The sequence below is a fragment of the Halalkalibacter krulwichiae genome, from assembly GCF_002109385.1.
GTDB lineage: Bacteria > Bacillota > Bacilli > Bacillales > Bacillaceae_D > Halalkalibacter > Halalkalibacter krulwichiae.
Map to the genome: position 1 here is coordinate 2,198,286 of NZ_CP020814.1, position 17,137 is coordinate 2,215,422.

At 34.7% G+C, this 17,137-nt stretch carries 19 protein-coding genes; 16 read left to right on the top strand and 3 right to left on the bottom strand.

Annotation, left to right across the window (positions count from 1 at the left end; translation table 11 throughout):
* Positions 1-34: 34 nt before the first annotated feature.
* Positions 35-2,143: a helix-turn-helix domain-containing protein gene (locus BkAM31D_RS11030; RefSeq protein ID WP_066151173.1), complete on the bottom strand. Its 2,109-nt coding sequence runs from the start codon at positions 2,141-2,143 to the stop codon at positions 35-37.
* Between the two features lie 189 nt (positions 2,144-2,332).
* On the opposite strand from BkAM31D_RS11030, the gene BkAM31D_RS11035 reads away from it, so the two are divergent.
* The 4 genes from BkAM31D_RS11035 to BkAM31D_RS11050 all read left to right on the top strand — a co-directional run bounded on the left by BkAM31D_RS11035 (position 2,333) and on the right by BkAM31D_RS11050 (position 5,967).
* On the top strand, positions 2,333-3,040 hold the full coding sequence (locus BkAM31D_RS11035; protein ID WP_066151170.1) for a DUF5058 family protein: 708 nt from the start codon (positions 2,333-2,335) through the stop codon (positions 3,038-3,040).
* Between the two features lie 18 nt (positions 3,041-3,058).
* Positions 3,059-3,781 (top strand): small-conductance mechanosensitive channel, encoded by a 723-nt coding sequence (locus tag BkAM31D_RS11040; protein WP_066151167.1) that lies wholly within the window; start codon positions 3,059-3,061, stop codon positions 3,779-3,781.
* 116 nt (positions 3,782-3,897) lie between these two features.
* On the top strand, positions 3,898-5,310 hold the full coding sequence (locus BkAM31D_RS11045) for an amidohydrolase (RefSeq protein WP_066151164.1): 1,413 nt from the start codon (positions 3,898-3,900) through the stop codon (positions 5,308-5,310).
* Between the two features lie 129 nt (positions 5,311-5,439).
* On the top strand, positions 5,440-5,967 hold the full coding sequence (locus BkAM31D_RS11050) for a DUF3221 domain-containing protein (RefSeq protein WP_169801082.1): 528 nt from the start codon (positions 5,440-5,442) through the stop codon (positions 5,965-5,967).
* 59 nt (positions 5,968-6,026) lie between these two features.
* Here BkAM31D_RS11050 and BkAM31D_RS24285 read toward each other — a convergent pair whose 3' ends face one another.
* Both BkAM31D_RS24285 and BkAM31D_RS11055 read right to left on the bottom strand, forming a co-directional pair.
* Positions 6,027-6,161, bottom strand: a complete 135-nt coding sequence (locus BkAM31D_RS24285) for a hypothetical protein (protein WP_257391657.1) — start codon at positions 6,159-6,161, stop codon at positions 6,027-6,029.
* Positions 6,162-6,333: 172 nt separating this feature from the next.
* Positions 6,334-6,543, bottom strand: coding sequence for an alpha/beta-type small acid-soluble spore protein (locus BkAM31D_RS11055; RefSeq protein WP_066151159.1), 210 nt, complete (start codon positions 6,541-6,543; stop codon positions 6,334-6,336).
* 168 nt (positions 6,544-6,711) lie between these two features.
* On the opposite strand from BkAM31D_RS11055, the gene BkAM31D_RS11060 reads away from it, so the two are divergent.
* The 12 genes from BkAM31D_RS11060 (at position 6,712) to BkAM31D_RS11105 (ending at position 17,078) form a co-directional block, all read left to right on the top strand.
* The gene (locus BkAM31D_RS11060) at positions 6,712-7,380 is read left to right on the top strand and encodes a response regulator transcription factor (protein WP_066151157.1); all 669 of its coding nucleotides are present in this window, start codon (positions 6,712-6,714) and stop codon (positions 7,378-7,380) included.
* A gap of 51 nt (positions 7,381-7,431) precedes the next feature.
* Positions 7,432-8,736: a sensor histidine kinase gene (locus BkAM31D_RS11065; RefSeq protein ID WP_066151156.1), complete on the top strand. Its 1,305-nt coding sequence runs from the start codon at positions 7,432-7,434 to the stop codon at positions 8,734-8,736.
* A 289-nt stretch (positions 8,737-9,025) separates the two neighbouring features.
* Positions 9,026-9,148, top strand: a complete 123-nt coding sequence (locus BkAM31D_RS24290) for a hypothetical protein (protein WP_257391658.1) — start codon at positions 9,026-9,028, stop codon at positions 9,146-9,148.
* An 88-nt stretch (positions 9,149-9,236) separates the two neighbouring features.
* Complete coding sequence (locus BkAM31D_RS23555) at positions 9,237-9,401, top strand: hypothetical protein (RefSeq protein WP_157076759.1); 165 nt, start codon at positions 9,237-9,239, stop codon at positions 9,399-9,401.
* A 45-nt stretch (positions 9,402-9,446) separates the two neighbouring features.
* The gene (locus BkAM31D_RS11070) at positions 9,447-10,175 is read left to right on the top strand and encodes a GTP pyrophosphokinase (RefSeq protein ID WP_235820310.1); all 729 of its coding nucleotides are present in this window, start codon (positions 9,447-9,449) and stop codon (positions 10,173-10,175) included.
* Between the two features lie 39 nt (positions 10,176-10,214).
* Positions 10,215-10,670, top strand: coding sequence for a DUF5392 family protein (locus BkAM31D_RS11075; RefSeq protein WP_066151148.1), 456 nt, complete (start codon positions 10,215-10,217; stop codon positions 10,668-10,670).
* Positions 10,671-10,827: 157 nt separating this feature from the next.
* Positions 10,828-12,708 (top strand): molecular chaperone HtpG, encoded by a 1,881-nt coding sequence (htpG, locus tag BkAM31D_RS11080; RefSeq protein WP_066151145.1) that lies wholly within the window; start codon positions 10,828-10,830, stop codon positions 12,706-12,708.
* 242 nt (positions 12,709-12,950) lie between these two features.
* Positions 12,951-13,181, top strand: a complete 231-nt coding sequence (locus BkAM31D_RS11085; RefSeq protein WP_085449792.1) for a GntR family transcriptional regulator — start codon at positions 12,951-12,953, stop codon at positions 13,179-13,181.
* A gap of 66 nt (positions 13,182-13,247) precedes the next feature.
* The gene (gene tnpA / locus BkAM31D_RS11090; RefSeq protein WP_034751745.1) at positions 13,248-13,565 is read left to right on the top strand and encodes an IS66 family insertion sequence element accessory protein TnpA; all 318 of its coding nucleotides are present in this window, start codon (positions 13,248-13,250) and stop codon (positions 13,563-13,565) included.
* A complete protein-coding gene (gene tnpB / locus BkAM31D_RS11095; RefSeq protein WP_066161164.1) occupies positions 13,562-13,918 on the top strand; it encodes an IS66 family insertion sequence element accessory protein TnpB in 357 nt (118 codons plus the stop codon). The genes tnpA and tnpB overlap by 4 nt, the downstream gene beginning before the upstream one ends.
* A 48-nt stretch (positions 13,919-13,966) precedes the next feature.
* Positions 13,967-15,547: an IS66 family transposase gene (tnpC, locus tag BkAM31D_RS11100; RefSeq protein ID WP_066161162.1), complete on the top strand. Its 1,581-nt coding sequence runs from the start codon at positions 13,967-13,969 to the stop codon at positions 15,545-15,547.
* A gap of 571 nt (positions 15,548-16,118) precedes the next feature.
* Entirely contained in the window at positions 16,119-17,078 is a 960-nt protein-coding gene (locus BkAM31D_RS11105; protein WP_066149059.1) for an acyltransferase family protein, read from the top strand.
* The last annotated feature ends 59 nt before the right edge of the window (positions 17,079-17,137 follow it).

Sequence of the window (17,137 nt, forward strand, 5' to 3'; positions counted from 1 at the left end):
ATCTCTAATCTAACCTTAAATAAAGTGGGTGCTACTATGTTTGATAATAAGTCGATCGTAAATAGCATGCTAATTGTAATTTCAAAGTATCTTCATTATTATCTAAGTTCAGCTGAATTAATTCTTCTATCTTTTTAATACGTTGGTATAAAGTATTAATATGGATGTGGAGTTGTTCTGCTGTTTTCACAGCTGATCGATTATTTTCCATGTATTTTACAAGTGTCTTTTCTAATTCTTTGTTTTTTTCATTATCGGACCTCAGCGGTAAAAAAACTTCGTTGATGAATTGTACAATCTCTTGAGTAGACTGGTTTAGAAACAAACGATTTAATCCAATTTCTTTGTAACAAATAACTTCTGATTTATTTCGGGTAGATAGAAATGATATGGTCTTAGTGGCTTCATCGTAACATGTACAGAGTTTTTCTAGACCTTTATAAGCAAAACTAATCCCTCCGCGAAAAGGAGATCCATTGTTATTCTCCCATTCCTTTTTAATAATAAGAAGTTTCTGTTGAATGTATTTGAATTGGTCTAGGTCGTGAGTGGAGAAAAGTAAAATGACTTTATTATGAAAACCATATATCACTTTTTCCATAGAGACTAGTTCAGCTTTTAATTTTAAAACGAGCTGATGTATTTCAATTTCTAGCAATTGCAACTCAGAATAGTTAGGGATTTCTAATATAGTAATGACATAATGAGCGGATGGGTTTAAACCTAGTTCTTGGGCTTGTTTCATAAGTTGGTCAGCATCTTGAGTGTTTAGCAAACCTTGAAATTGTTCGTGAATTTTTTTGTAGAAAATTTCAGTTATTGTTTGTGTTTTAACCAGTTCTAAAGTTAGTACAGAGCTACTTTGTTCTAGTGTTATTCGATCATAAATAGAAAAGCTCTTTGTCGTGCGAATGATAAAGCATCCTAAAAAGGCAACACCATTATAAATAGGATAAAGATAGTAGCTTTGACTAGATATATTATTGATTTCTACATATAAAGGCCGTCGCCTTCTTTCAGAAAATAGCACCTTAATTTCAAATAGACTAATAGGACACTGTGTAAAATCACTTGAGTAAAATTTATTATCAAGCATGTTAAAGAAATATAAAGGGGGATCGATCATTTGGTCAATTTCAGAAATGATGGTTTCAAATCCTTTGTTTTTCAAGGAAATATTTATTAAGCTCTCATGGATCTCTTGTCTTTTTTGAAGTTGGCTATTTCTTTCTTCTAGCTGCTTACTTAACTCCAAACTTTCTAATAATCTTTTGTTTGCCTCGTTATAAAATTGTGCGTTTTGAATAGCAATTGCAGCCTGTAAAGCAAATCCGTGTAATAAATTTAAATCATAATTAACCCACACTTTCTTTTTGTACCATTGGTGAATAATCATTACACCAATTCTATTTTCTTCTATAAATATCGGCACGCACATTGCAGCTTCAGGTATCTTTCCTGCAGAAGTAATATGAAGGTAGTTCTCTGATGAGATGTTGTAAAGCTCCATCTTCTCATAAAGCTCTTCTTTTGTATTAAATATCCTGCCAATTCCATCTTCAAACACTTTACCTGTAATGGATTCTCCAACTTTAACTTTGAAATTATAAATACTTTGCTCAAAACCTACAGGTGCTTTCGGTAATAACTTTTTAGTCTGTTGGTCATAAAGAAGTAAAAAGCCTGCATCTGCAGCTGGTATTACTTTAAGAGCATTACTAACTATTTTCTCAAGTACCTCATCAAGGTCAAGACTTGAAGTAATCGATCGAATACTATCAACTACGTTGTTTAATTCTGTTTCTTTTTTTTGAATCATTCCTTTTGTTTGAGAGACCGAAAAGAAATAATATAAATATTCTATTTCCTCTTTGGATAATTGGAGAGCATGATTGAAAATACATACATTTACTTGATTACCTCCCTCGAAAAAGTAATAGATGAAAATCTTATCTGTTTGCTTTTTGATAACATATAGTTGTTCATTATCGAATGTAAGAAGTGGCGGCACTAATGAGTTTTCATTACCATGATTATATAATAGGTTACTTTTATTATTATGGTAATTTAAACCCCACACTTGAAATGGAGTGTCTTTTAATTTCTTTTTTAGAAATAAGAGACTATAATCAATGTCGTACAATTCGACCACCTCTATTAATGTAATAATATATAGTTTGATTACTCTATTATGTAAAAAGCTACATTGTAAATGATTAATCTTAAGTGTAAAATAAAATTCACAAAAAGAAAAGACGAAAAATTCAAAATATAATGAAAGGAGAGACTTCTTAGTTTAGTTAATTTTTAATTAAAAGGGAGATGGGATAAGATGGAGCAAGTTATGCAAGTAGCAAATAGTTTTCCAATTTGGGTCTTCGCTTCACTCATCGTTTTTGTTGTAATCTTTCAAGCTATTATATTTATTCGGTTGGCTACAAAAACTAGTGCGACTGTAGGGATGACTTCTAAAGAGGTAAAAGTAGCGATTAGAACTGGAGCCATTAGCTCTTTGGGACCATCTTTAGCGATCATTTTTGTTGCAATATCCCTCATTACTTTAATTGGCGATCCTGTTACTTTAATACGTATCGGTATTATTGGATCAGCTGCAATTGAAACGGTAGGTGCAAGTATTGGTTCGCAAGCAGCAGGCGCTGACTTAGGGTCTAGTAACTATACTGCACAAGCTTTCACCGCTGCTGTATGGGTCATGTGTCTAGGGGGAATGGGGTGGCTCTTATTCACAGCAATATTTACAAAATCGTTAGGGAAAATTCAAGGTAAGGCTGTTGCCAAAAGTAAAAACGTAAGTATCTTAAATTCTATTGCATTTGCTGCAATGATTGGAGCCTTTAGTTACCTTGGAGGAAGTGAGATGGTTAAAGGTTATATAGAAACAATCGTATTGATTATTGGGTTTATCTGCATGCCGATAATTCTGAATCTTTCGAATAAATACAAGCTTAATTGGTTAAAGGAATGGTCGCTCGGACTCGTTATACTTGTAGGAGTAGTGGTAGGTTACATATTATCATAGAGGAGGCGAGGAGAAGGTATGTCAACAAACAATGAAGCTAGAAATTTAAATGAAAGTAAAAGTAGTGAGGGAAATCAACCTAGTATCGATTTCGAAATTTTTCAAGAGAAATCTCATTTTTGGGGAAGGCTAACTATTTGGTCAGTTATCATTCTAACCTTAATGGTGCCCCTTTACCTTTCATTTGTTTTAGGTTTTCATCCTGGTTGGGCGGTTATTATTTCAGGTTTCTTAGCTTATGCATCGATAATTATGTTTGTTTGGGTTGTCGAACCAATTAGTTATTATCCAATTCTCGGGGTTTCTGGAACATATCTGGCCTTTTTAACTGGAAATATAGGAAATATGTGTCTACCATGTGCTTCTATGGCTCAAAGCGTTGTTGGTGCTGAGCCAGGAACGAAGAAAGGTGAAATTACCTCTACCTTAGCAATCGCAACTGCTTCGTTAGTCAATATAACCATTTTGATTTTCACGATATTAGGAGGTTCCTACCTAATATCTTTATTGCCAGAATCAGTAATCGAATCCTTTCGCTTTGTTCTTCCAGCTATTTTCGGTGGAGCAATTGCACAATTTGCTATTAAAAAGCCTAGCTGGGGAGTTGTTGGAATAGCTTTTGGGTTATTTGTAAACCTTGGTCCGGTACCGCGTCCATTACAAACTTTTTTGTGTATACTTGGAACTATTGTGGTGTGTATGCTGTTAGATAAGTTAAAAAAAGATAATAAAGCAGAATAACTAAAGAGGACATTCACTGATTCTTTTACATTTCTTGTAAGTTCCTTACAAACATTTTCGTATTAGAATAATGATTCATTTAATAGTTTAAGTCTTTTTAGATAGGGGGATGACTTTTGAGCAAACAAAATATTTTACGCTTTCTTGAAAATCATCAATCAGAATTTACAGATATGGCACGGGAAATTTGGGAGAACCCTCAAGTGGCATATGAGGAAGACTTTGCTTCTAGTTTGCAAATGTCAAAACTAGAAGAAGAAGGGTTTACTATTCAAACGCCCATTGCTGGTATTCATACCGCGTTTGTTGCTGAATATGGTACGGGCAATCCGGTAATAGGAATACTAGGGGAATATGATGCGTTACCAGGACTTTCTCAAAAGGTAACTACAGTTCAAAAAGAGATCCTGTCAAATGGCCCCGGACACGGATGTGGGCATAACCTACTTGGTACGGCAGGGGTGGAAGCTGTCATAGCTTTAAAGAAAGTAATGGAAGAAGAAGGTCTTGTTGGAACGATTCGATACTATGGTTGCCCTGCAGAAGAGGTGCTCTCAGGGAAATCATTTATGGCAAGAGAAGGAGTCTTTAATGATTTAGATTGTGCTTTAACGTGGCATCCAGGTGATGCTAATCTCGTGATGAATAAAAGTATGCAAGCAATGACTTCAATTGAATTTCATTTCAAAGGGATTACCTCTCATGCAGCTTCTGCTCCTCATGCGGGTAGAAGTGCCTTAGATGCTGTTGAACTTATGAATATAGGTGCAAACTATATGAGAGAGCATGTGTTGGATGGGTCTCGTATACATTATGTGATTACAAATGGCGGAATGGCTCCTAATATTGTTCCGGAATATTCAAGTGTATGGTACTACTTAAGAGCTGAAACAAAACAACAAGTAGAAGAACTGTTAGAGAGAATGGAAAAAATAGCTAAAGGTGCTTCGATGATGACTGAAACAGAGGTGAAATCAGAAATCAAAGCATTTGCTTATGAAACGCTTCCTAATGAAAAATTAGATGAGTTATTATTTAAAAATATGCAAGTATTGGACAAACCTATTTTTGATGACGAAGAAGTAGAGTTTGCTAAGGAACTTGTAAATAGTACTGGATTTAAGGTTGGAGATAAAAGTAGCTTATTCAATAGTGACGTTACCGATCTTTTACCAACCGATTTTAACTTTGACAAACAACAACATGGAAAGCCAATGGGGGGATCAACTGATGTTGGAGATGTTAGTTGGATCACTCCGGTTGGAACAGTAATAACGACTTGTGCTCCTGTTGGGGTACAGCTTCACTCCTGGCAAGCAACAGCTTCATTTGGATCTTCAATTGGATTTAAAGGGATGCATTTAGCTGCTAAGGTTATGTCTTTAACTGCTTTTGATTTGCTCATAAATAAAGATAATATAATTGAAAAAATAAGGAAAGATTTTCATGAAAGTACAGAGGGAAATGAATATGTATGTGGAATTCCAAATCAGGTTATGCCGCCGAATAAAATGGAAAATAGCTTATAAGTAACTCATATAGGGCCTAATAAAGGGCTCTTTTTTTGAGTGGTATGAAGGAGGAGCCACCATTACACTTTGAAAAAATTTGTAACCATTATTCCAATGATCCCGTCCAATAAGCAAGGAGGGGGAAATGTGAAACTTTTTATCAAATTTGATCTAGTCATATTATTAGCATTGGTTCTATTTGGTTGTAATTCACAAGAAGTTGATCGCCCTGGGATAACAGGGTATGTAATGGATAAACAGGAGAACGAGATTCTTGTAGTAGCGAAAGAAGCACAAGACTTTCGTTCAACTGGAGGCATTCCCGAATTCTATAATGCGGTATGGTTTTCTAATGCTCCGTCGGAAATAGCGATAGGAGATTACGTAAACGTCTGGTATGATTTTGTTGCAGAATCATATCCTGGACAGTCTGAGGTGAAAGAGATAACTGCAATTCCAAGTGAACCACCTAATGGAGCTATTCTTAATGAGTCAGAAATTTTAGCTCAAACGTTACAATCATTAGAATTAACAGGGCTATATGGGGTCGAATTGATTGAATTTCATGCAAATTCAAACGTTTGGAGAATTATTTTAAAAGATCTTCTTTTTGAAGACGAAGAATCAATTGAACTTGAAGTTCCTGATCAGATAATAGTCGAAAAGAAATCATAAAGGGAGTGAAATAAGAAAAGATAAGTATAAGGGCCGCTAAATAGCGGCTTTTTTGGTGATTAGTTAGCATTTCGTGGAGGTTTGTTTGTTGGGTTAATAGCCTTTTCCAATTCTTCTGCTGCTATCACGCTATCCACGTTATTACTAGAAGGTTTGCCTTTTTGACTGTACCCTTTATCTCGTTTTTGACTCATGTTATTGCCCCCTTTTTAGTGCTATCATGTTATAAGATGAGTTAATTATTGTATTGTTATTCAGGTAGGAACAAAAAAAGATGAAGGTACATCCAGTTTCGATTTATTTGCTCAAATTTATTAAAAAGCACATTAAGATAGCGCTTACAAAGGTAAGCGCTATTGCTACATATTAGAATCTTGAACCGTTCATTTGTTGTTCAGCCATTTGTACTAGTCGTTTTGTGATTTCTCCGCCTACTGAACCATTTGCACGTGAAGTCGTATCTGGTCCTAATTGGACTCCGAATTCTTGTGCGATTTCATATTTCATTTGATCTAAAGCTTGCTGAACTCCTGGTACTAATAGTTGATTTGAATTATTATTATTGTTGTTTGCCATTTCTAACACCTCTTTCTTTTATTTGAAAATAGTATGTCTTATGTAATTTATTTTATGTTTCCAATTTTATCTAATTATTAGTAAGACTACGCTATGTTTGATTTCACATTCAGTTCACATATTATTTGTATACTAACGTTGAAAATTCATTGGAGATGTGGGGTATTTATGAACAAAATTTTAGTCGCTGATGACGATACGCATATTCGTAAATTAATAAAGTTGTACTTAGAAAATAGCCATTTTATTGTAGTAGAAGCAGCTGATGGCAAAGAAGCATTAGAAGTAGTTACGAATCAAAAGATTGACCTCGCCATTTTAGATGTCATGATGCCTTATAAAGATGGAATTGAACTGACGGAGGATATAAGGTCATTTTTAGATATACCAATATTAATGGTTACAGCTAAAGGCGAATCCCATGATAAAGTGAAAGGATTTCATGCAGGAACAGATGATTACGTAGTAAAACCTTTTGATCCTGTTGAACTCATCTTAAGAGTTAAAGCTTTACTCAAAAGATATAATGTTGGAACAGAAAAAATCATTACAATTGGTTCATTAACCATTGATGCAGAGCAATTGGTCATATCCTCTCCTGAAAACACGATAAACTTGAAGAAAAAAGAGTGTGAATTGTTATGTACGCTTGCTAATTCACCAGGTAAGATATTCACCCGTACACAATTAATTGAAAAGATTTGGGGATATGACTATGAAGGAGACGAGAGGACGGTTGATGTTCATATTAAACGTTTAAGAGAACACCTGGTTCCTTTTCCTGAAATGACCATTTCTACCGTGCGAGGTTTAGGATACCGATTAGAGGAGGTGTAAGCGATTAAAAACAGCCTATACTTTCGTATTGTAGGAATTTTTATCGGAGTTGTGATAATAAGTTTATTAACTTCTTATAGCATCACAACTTTGTTTTTTCATAATGAGGTAATTTTTGATGAAGAAATTGTAAAAGTGTCAGAAGGAATTGCAGACCTTGTAGAGTTAACAGAACCGGATAAAGTACCTGATGTAATAAAAACATTAAATACATTTCCATTTGAACTCAAGATAATGAGCAATGATGGAGAGACACTCATCCAGACAAATATATCATTTACTATAACAAGTACAGAATTTAATATAGTAAAAAACCAAGTTGAAAAGACGGCATCAATCATGCCGCATGATAAACGAGAAGCAACGAGAACAATCGGTGTTCCTATTACAATTGACAATCAATCCTACGCAATGTTTATTCGTATTGATTATGAAGAGGAAATGCACAGCTTCAAAAAAGTAATGATTTTCTTGCTAGGGTTAGTCTTGTTTATTGGAAGTCTATTAATTTTATTAGCTTCTAGACACTTAGTTAATCCGATAAAAAAATTAACTTTTGCAGCTAAAGAAATAGCTAAAGGGAATTTTGCTGTTCGTTTAAATAGCAAAAATAAAGACGAAGTTGGAGAATTAATCAATAGCTTTAATCATATGGCAGCAGAAGTGGAGAAAATAGATAAAATGCGTGAGAATTTTGTTAGCAGTGTCTCCCATGAAATCCAATCTCCATTAACTTCCATAAAAGGATTTACTAAAGCGATTAGAGACGAGGTTGTACCAAAACAAAATCAAAAGGAATATTTAGACATTATTTATCAGGAGACAGAACGATTATCGCGGTTAAGTGAGAATCTTCTCCGTTTGGCCTCACTTGACTCAGAGCATCATCCATATCACCCCACCGTTTACAGGTTAGATGAACAAATTAGAAGGACCGTTTTAGCGACGGAACCTCTTTGGAAACAAAGAAATTTAACGATTGAATTAGATATAACTTCTATTGAAATAGAGGCTGATCAAGACTTGTTTGAACAAGTTTGGTTGAATTTACTGACAAATGCCATCAAATATTCACATGATAATGGCAGAATTATTGTTGAAGCAGAAAAGACTGAGACTCAAAGTGTTATTAAAATCAAAGATTTTGGAAAAGGCATACCACAAGCAGAAATTCCTCATTTATTTAAACGCTTTTATAAAGTAGACAAAGCGAGAAGAAGTTCGATTGAAGGAAATGGACTAGGATTATCCATTGTCAAAAAAATAGTAAACATTCATAAGTGTACAATTGATGTATCTAGTAAGGAAGGTATTGGTTCAACTTTCACAATCACTATTCCAAATCACCTCAAATAATGAGAAAGAGGTTGTCTAAAAAGGTTGACGTACACCTTTAATTGGATAACCTCATTTTGATGTACTATTAGACTAATGAATAGTTTATGTAAAATTACTGAAACTTTTTTATTATTAGTTCGTATGTATAAAAAAAAGATTAGTGTGGTGGTTAAATGAAAATAATCTCAGGAAATACTAAAGGTGATATAGTGATTGAACAGGACACGTTACTATTAGGAAATGTAGAAGGAAACATAAGAGTTTTACCGGGGCAAAACTTCAGTTAGAGGCTCAAGTTAAAGGAGATTTGTATCTTAGTAAACATTCAAAAGCTTCCATTCAGAAACAAATTCACGGAGAAATTATTAATAATGGTGGTTTAGTTGAAGTGATGAATGGGAAAATAAATGGAGGAATGACAAAAAAGTAGGCTGTATGAAATGTTCATACTGAGTTCATATTTGTACGATATAATGAATCTGTAAAATGAAGATATAGTTCGGAGGTTGGTGAAGTCAATGAATCTAATTGGTTTTTATAAAAATGAGAATAAGTCTAAACCAAATCAAGAGAGTATATCACCCAATGAAACGAATTATGTAATGAAATCGATTCAACAGATTGTTGAAGATTTGAGAAACAAAGGAATCGATGTAGAGCTTTGTAAAAGAGTTCAAGGGTAAGGATTAAATAAGTGATTCAAAATGGATAGGAAGGAAGAACGCCTCATGGACATGCAACAACTTAAGTACTTAAAAACAGAACTGGCAAGATTTATGATGTCTTATAAGTTTGCACTAGATGAGGTAAATACAAAGATTGATATTCTTAAACAAGAATTTCATTATATCCATGATTATAATCCGATTGAACATGTTAAATCTCGTTTGAAATCACCAGAAAGTATCCTTAAAAAAATATCTAAAAAAGGGTATGATTTGTCGCTGCAGTCAATTAGAGAAAACATTAAAGATATTGCTGGGATTAGAATTACATGTTCCTTTATTTCAGATATTTATAAAATTAGCGAGATGTTACAAAAGCAGAAAGATATTGAAGTAATTGAAGTTAAAGATTATATAAGGAATCCAAAACGTAATGGCTATCAAAGCTTACATCTATTATTGCAGGTCCCGATTTTCATGTCGGATCGAGTTGAAAATGTATGTGTAGAAGTCCAAATAAGAACCATTGCAATGGATTTTTGGGCGAGTTTGGAGCACAAAATTTATTATAAATACAACAAGGAAGTTCCACAGAAGTTAGTCAATGAATTGAAAGAAGCAGCTGAAACAGCTAGTCAATTAGATAAAAAAATGGAAAGAATTCATAAGGAAATGAATGAACTAAAGGCACTTCATGCTACGGAAGAAAAACAAGAACTTTTGATTGATAAAGAAAGATTTCACTTATCATCACAATTCATTGCTTCTTATATGCGTGGGATGATGAAGTGATATTCTAGTAATATAATTGTTGATAAAGGAGTGAGAGGGATGATTCCTTCAAAGCTGGATCAGTTCTCACACTATACACGGAAAGAATTTGAAAAAATTCAAGAGATGATTGCTCCATTAGTAAAAAAGAGCAGCACCTATGCTTTTTTATCAGTACCTATGTTTTCTTTTTCTGTCGTAAATTTGTACTTCTTATTGTTCAATTCATCACAAGCTAATCAAATGCTTTGGATTGCGATATTTGCTATATTAGGTGCTTTGGGTTTGGCCTTATTTAAAGAATCTATTCACAAAAATCGAGAAATTTTCAACAAAAGTGTAGCTTATATTAAAGGACGAATTAACAAGAGCGACTTGATAACGGACGATGAGAAAGAAAATTATTTAAATGAAATCAAACATAATCCTGTCAATGTTTTTAAAGTGTTTCAAAAATTTCTAAGCAGAGAAGAACGTTTAAAAAGAATGAAAGAGCAAATATTATCCAATCATTAAGGTAGCCAAACAGGCAGCCTTAATGATTTTTTTATTCAATGGATGATCACAAACGGAATTGACAAGCTACCTATTTCTATGATAAATAAAATAGAGTTAGCACTCGTTGATCTGGAGTGCTAATAATTGATCTTTAATTTTGAAAGGGGAACTATTCATGACTAAGAAGCAATTTAAAGCAGAGTCGAAAAGACTATTAGAAATGATGATCAATTCAATTTACACTCAAAAAGAAATATTCTTGAGGGAATTAATTTCCAATGCAAGTGACGCAATCGATAAAATGTATTATAAAGCTTTAACGGATGATTCAATTACTTTTAATAAAGACGAATATTACATAAAAGTGGCTGCTGACAAAGATAATCGAACACTGACGATTACCGATACAGGAATTGGTATGACGAAAGAAGAATTAGAAGCCAACCTTGGTACGATCGCCAAAAGTGGCTCGTTAGCATTTAAAACAGAAAATGAGTCACAAGACGGACATGACATAATTGGCCAGTTCGGTGTTGGTTTTTATTCCGCATTTATGGTAGCTGATCAAGTTACAGTTGTAACTAGATCGATTGGTAGTGAAGAAGCATTTAAGTGGCAATCAGATGGAGCAGAAGGATATACTATTGAACTAGCGGAGAAAGACTCCGTTGGAACAATTATAGAATTGAAAATGAAAGAAAGTACAGAAGAAGAGAACTATGATGAGTTCCTAGAGGAGTTTCGTCTGAAAGCTATCATTAAGAAGTATTCAGACTTCATTCGTTATCCAATTAAAATGGACGTGGTAGAACGTTCATTAAAAGAAGGAAGCGATAATGAATGGGATGAATATACAGAGGAACAGACAATTAATAGTATGGTTCCGATTTGGAGAAAGAATAAATCAGAATTAACAGATGAGGATTATGATCACTTTTATCAAGAAAAGCACTACGGTTTTGATAAACCTTTAAAGCATATTCATATAAGTGTTGACGGAGCTGTAAGATATAATGCAATTTTATATATTCCTGAAAATATTCCATTTGACTACTATTCGAAGGAGTATGAAAAAGGCTTAGAACTCTACTCAAATGGAGTACTAATCATGAATAAATGTGCAGATCTTTTACCAGATCATTTTAGTTTTGTAAAAGGGATGGTTGATTCTGAGGATTTATCTCTCAATATTTCAAGGGAGATTTTACAGCATGATCGACAGTTGAAATTAATCGCGAAAAACATTAACAACAAAATTAAAAGCGGCTTGCAGAGTCTACTAAAAGATGAAAGAGAAAAATATGAAACATTTTATAACGCCTTTGGGCGTCAGCTGAAATACGGTGTATATACAGATTTCGGAGCTAATAAAGAAGCTCTTCAAGATTTATTAATGTTCTACTCTTCTACAGAAAAGAAGATGGTGACATTACAAGAGTATGTTTCTAGAATGCCAGAAGATCAAAAATATATTTATTATGCTACAGGTGAGTCGAATGAGAGAATAGAAAAACTCCCACAAATTGAAGTAGTTACCGATAAGGGATATGAAGTTTTATATTTTACAGAAGACATTGATGAATTTGCGATTAAAATGTTACAAACTTATAAAGAAAAAGAATTTAGATCAGTATCAAGTGGCGATTTAGGGATTGAAAACGAGGAAAGCAATGAAAACAATGCGACTGAGGAACAAAGTCACAAAGAGTTGCTTGATAAAATGAAAGAAATTCTTGCGGGCAAAGTAAAAGATGTACGGGCGTCCAAACGATTGAAAACACACCCTGTTTGCTTATCTGCAGATGGTGAAGTAACGATTGAGATGGAGAAAATTCTCCAGGCAATGCCAGACAATCAAAATATAAAAGCGGATAAGATTTTGGAAATAAATCCAAATCATGAAGTATTTCTATCGTTAAAAAATGCTTTTGCTAGCGATGCAGAAAAATTAAGCTTATACACGAACTTACTTTATAATCAAGCTCTTCTAATTGAAGGTCTTCCAATTAATGATCCACTAGAATTCACAAATGATATTTGCAAAGTAATGGTTTAAAAGGAATAGGAATCACACTACAACCTCTCAATTGTATGATTACAATGAGAGGTTTTTCCTTTACAAAATAGAAAGTAGGTACATTCAATTCTTTAAGGTAAACATGGAAAAAACATTGCTCATAAAAAGGGCTTGTTGTTAAAGGACCAATTCCTAGTATAGAATTTAACTATATGCATGAATATTTGTAAAAGTAACTCTATAACTCGCAACAAATACATAGTTTTTAGGAGAACTTAAAAATGACTAAACATATACTGACGATTGATCGTACTTCTCCAGTCCCACTTTATAAACAAATTAAGGAAATCTTAATAGCAGAACTGCGAGCGAATATGGATGGTCCACTGCGTCCTATTAGCACGGAGGAAGAGCTTGTTCTCCGTTTCCATGTAAGCCGAGCACCCGTTCGTCAAGCGTTAAAAGAGCTTGCTGATGAAGGCTATGTCTACAGAGAGGTAAGCGTCAAATAATACACACATTCCATTAGCCCTGGTCCCATGCGATACTCTAATCAATAATGATGAAAGGGTGTCGCTATGAAACGTAAAGAAAAACACGATTTGTGGAAAAAACGCATGGAGGCATACGAAGCCAGCGGGGAGACGATCCCAAAATGGGTATCTAAACAAGATGACATTACAGAATATCAATTCCACTATTGGCGAAAGAAGATCAAGGAAGAAGGAAACTCAGATTCAAGTGATGAGGTAAGCCGCACCTGGACATCTTTTGATGTCCCTACCTTCACCACCACATCCATTGAAGTGAGACTAGATGATCTGTCTGTCTATATTCCTGAAAATGTGAGTGAAGAACATTTGTCTCGTGTACTACGCGTGTTGAGAAATGGATGATCAATCAACGCTCCATTGATAAAGTCTACCTTGCAAAAGGGAGTACAGACTTACGAAAATCCATTGATGGACTTGCGGCTATCGTACAAGAAAGCTTTCAATTAGATCCCTTCTCCCCATGTCTATTTGTTTTCTGTAATAGACAACGAGATAAGATCAAAATCCTTCACTGGGAACATAATGGATTTTGGCTCTATTATCGCCGTTTAGAAAAAGGTACGTTCCCTTGGCCAGAAGATTCATCTTCTTCTCCGCAAATGATTAGCCACCGTCAGTTCCGTTGGTTACTTGACGGCCTTTCTATTGATCAAAAATCTGCACATCCAAAAGTTACCGCACAGCGAGTCATTTAATGAATAAATGATAAAGCAAATCGATGAGAGGTGATGTATAATTAAGCTATGAAAACTACAGAAACCACCTCTCAACCTACAACTGAAGAATTAGAAGAACGTGTCTCATCACTTGAGGAACAAAACGCAGAGCTGACGGCAAAAATTAAATGGTATGAGGAACAATTCCGTCTTAGTAAGCAACGCCAATTTGGTACTTCAAGTGAGAAGACAAATGCTGATCAGTTAGAATTGCCTCTTTTTAATGAGGTAGAAATTACTGCTGACCCATCGATTGAAGAACCTACGGTTGAAACCATTACGTACGAACGTAAAAAAACCAAAGGTCAACGTGATAGTAAACTTGAGAACCTTCCGAAGGAAGTTATTGAGTATCGATTACCTGAAGAAGATCAGGTTTGTTTGTGCTGCAATGGAAAGCTACATGAAATGTCAACAGAAGTACGACGTGAATTAAAAGTCATCCCAGCGGAAGTGAAGGTCATTGAACATGTTCAACATGTTTATGCGTGTCGCCGTTGTGAACGTGAAAGCACTGAGACTCCTATTGTTAAAGCTTCTATGCCGAAATCTGTTTTTCCAAAGAGTCTTGCTTCGCCATCTGCGATGGCCTACATCATGAATCAAAAATATGTAGAAGGGCTTCCATTATACCGTCAAGAACAGCAATTTGCTCGTCTTGGTATCTTTTTGTCACGCCAAACATTAGCTAATTGGGTTCTTTATGGTGCTAATACATGGTTAAACCTCATCTATGATCGAATGTATCAATATCTGATGAATCTTGATATTGCTCATGCTGACGAAACGACGCTGCAAGTGCTACGAGAGCCAGATCGTCCATCAACAGCTACCTCTTACTTATGGCTTTATCGTTCAGGACAGGAAGGCCATCCGATTGTATTGTTTGATTACCAGCAAACACGAGCAAGTAAACATCCTAGAAAGTTTTTATCTCCTTTCCAAGGATACTTACATGTAGATGGATATGCTGGATACAATGGAATTCCAAACATAAAGTTAGTTGGTTGTTGGGCACACGCTCGTCGAAAATTTGATGAAGCTTTAAAGGCTTTGCCTAAAGAACAACAGTCGAAAGATGTCACAGCCAAAGAAGGCTTGAAGTTCTGTAACCAACTATTTGCGATTGAACGAGAAATCAAAGATTTGTCGTTCTCTGAACGTCATCAAGTACGTCTAGAAAAAAGTCGACCACTTCTTGACGCTTTTTCAGCATGGCTTCGCATGCAAACGCCAAAAGTATTACCAAAGAGTGCACTAGGACAAGCGATCAAATACTGTCGAAATCAATGGGATAAGCTAGAGGCTTTCTTAGATGATGGCAGACTGGAAATTGATAATAATAGAAGTGAGAGATCCATTAAGCCGTTTGTGATTGGCAGAAAGAACTGGATTTTTGCCAACACTCCGAAAGGAGCAAAGGCAAGTGCTGTGACTTATAGTATTGTAGAAACTGCCAAAGAAAATGGCCTCAACCCTTATCAATACTTAATGCACTTGTTTGAGGAGCTTCCCAATATAGATGTGAGTGATGAAAAAGCCATTGATCAATTGCTTCCTTGGTCAAACAGTCTTCCGGCTCACTGTCGTATTCAACATGATAAGTAGATTATAAGTTAATCCCCATCTCTATAATAGGTGGGGATTATTTGACGCTTACACAGAGAGCGTGCAAAGGGGACTTTCCCGGTTCGGGACCTTCCCGTACGACCTCCAGAACTCGAACTTGGTGACTTGTAAGCTATCTGCTGGAACAGGGAATTTCATTAGCTCGAGGTGAACACCACATATGAGCCACCGGAGCTACTGATGAGGATGCAGCTACTTTAAACATTCATACTAAAGATCCAGTTCTTATTGTGAAACGAAAATGTATACTCGAAGTGACCGTTTTATCGGTTTTAGACATGCCGTGCATATCGCTGATGACTATAAGTAGTCCTTTACAGTAAATCGATAATTAGTTGATCTTTGTCCTACTAGTAAAAGCTAATTTCAAGTAGTTGGGCTATTCTTAATACATATTGGCTACAGCGGAAGCATTTGTTGTCATCAGACAGCCAGTGTTTTTTTTGCTATTTGATAAGGAAATTTAATTTGAAAACGGTCAAAATGTCTCATTTCACAACAAGAAATTTATGTTAATATGTCTGAATATTAACGATAGAGGTGTGGTTTTTTGTCTGAAAGAAATCCTTATTTTGATAATGCTAAAGCAATTCTTATTTTCCTAGTTGTACTAGGACATATATTATCCGAATTTTTATATGAGAACTCATTTATCTCAAGTCTATATCTCTTTATTTTCTTGTTTCATATGCCTGCTTTTATTCTAATATCTGGTTACTTTGCAAGAGGAGTCCATAAACGAGGTTATATTAAAAATCTAGCAAAGAAACTTCTTGTTCCTTATATCGTTTTTCAAGTGTTTTATACTTTTTATTATGTAGCAATCTTTGGTAATGATGTTTCGATAAGTTTGTTCACTCCAAGGTGGGCCTTGTGGTTTTTATTAAGTTTATTTTTATGGAATGTAATGTTATTGCTGTTTACGAAAATTAGATTTGGTTTGTTAGTAGCGGTCAGCTTATCATTATTGATTGGATACATCTCCCAAATTGATGGCTTTTTAAGTTTATCGAGAACCTTTTTCTTTTTTCCGTTCTTTTTACTAGGCTATTACTTAAAAAAAGAACACTTCATCAAACTTACAACCAATCCGAAAAAGGTAATTTCACTTGGAATAATGGCTTTATTGTTTATCGTCGTTTATTTGATTATGCCTATAGATGAAAGAGCCTGGTTAATGGGAAAACAACCTTATGAAAATTTAGGGGATGTTTCACTTGAGTTTGCTTGGTTAGCAAGAAGTGCAGTGTATCTAATTATGGCAGTTGTCACTTTTTTGTTTTTATCTTTAGTACCTACTAGGAAAACGTTCTTTACACATATTGGACAATATACGATTACAATTTACTTATTACATATGCTACTTGTAAAGTTATTACATGAATCCCCTTTAGTCACGATGATCATAAAACAAGATCTATATTGGCTGCTTGTAGTATTTGCCTTTGTGATTGTTTATCTATTATCAAGAAAAACGGTTCGATTACTTATGAAACCCATTATAAAATAAAAATATCCAAAAGGATGATTAGTATTTCTTTTACGAAAGTACTTAATCATCTTTTTTTG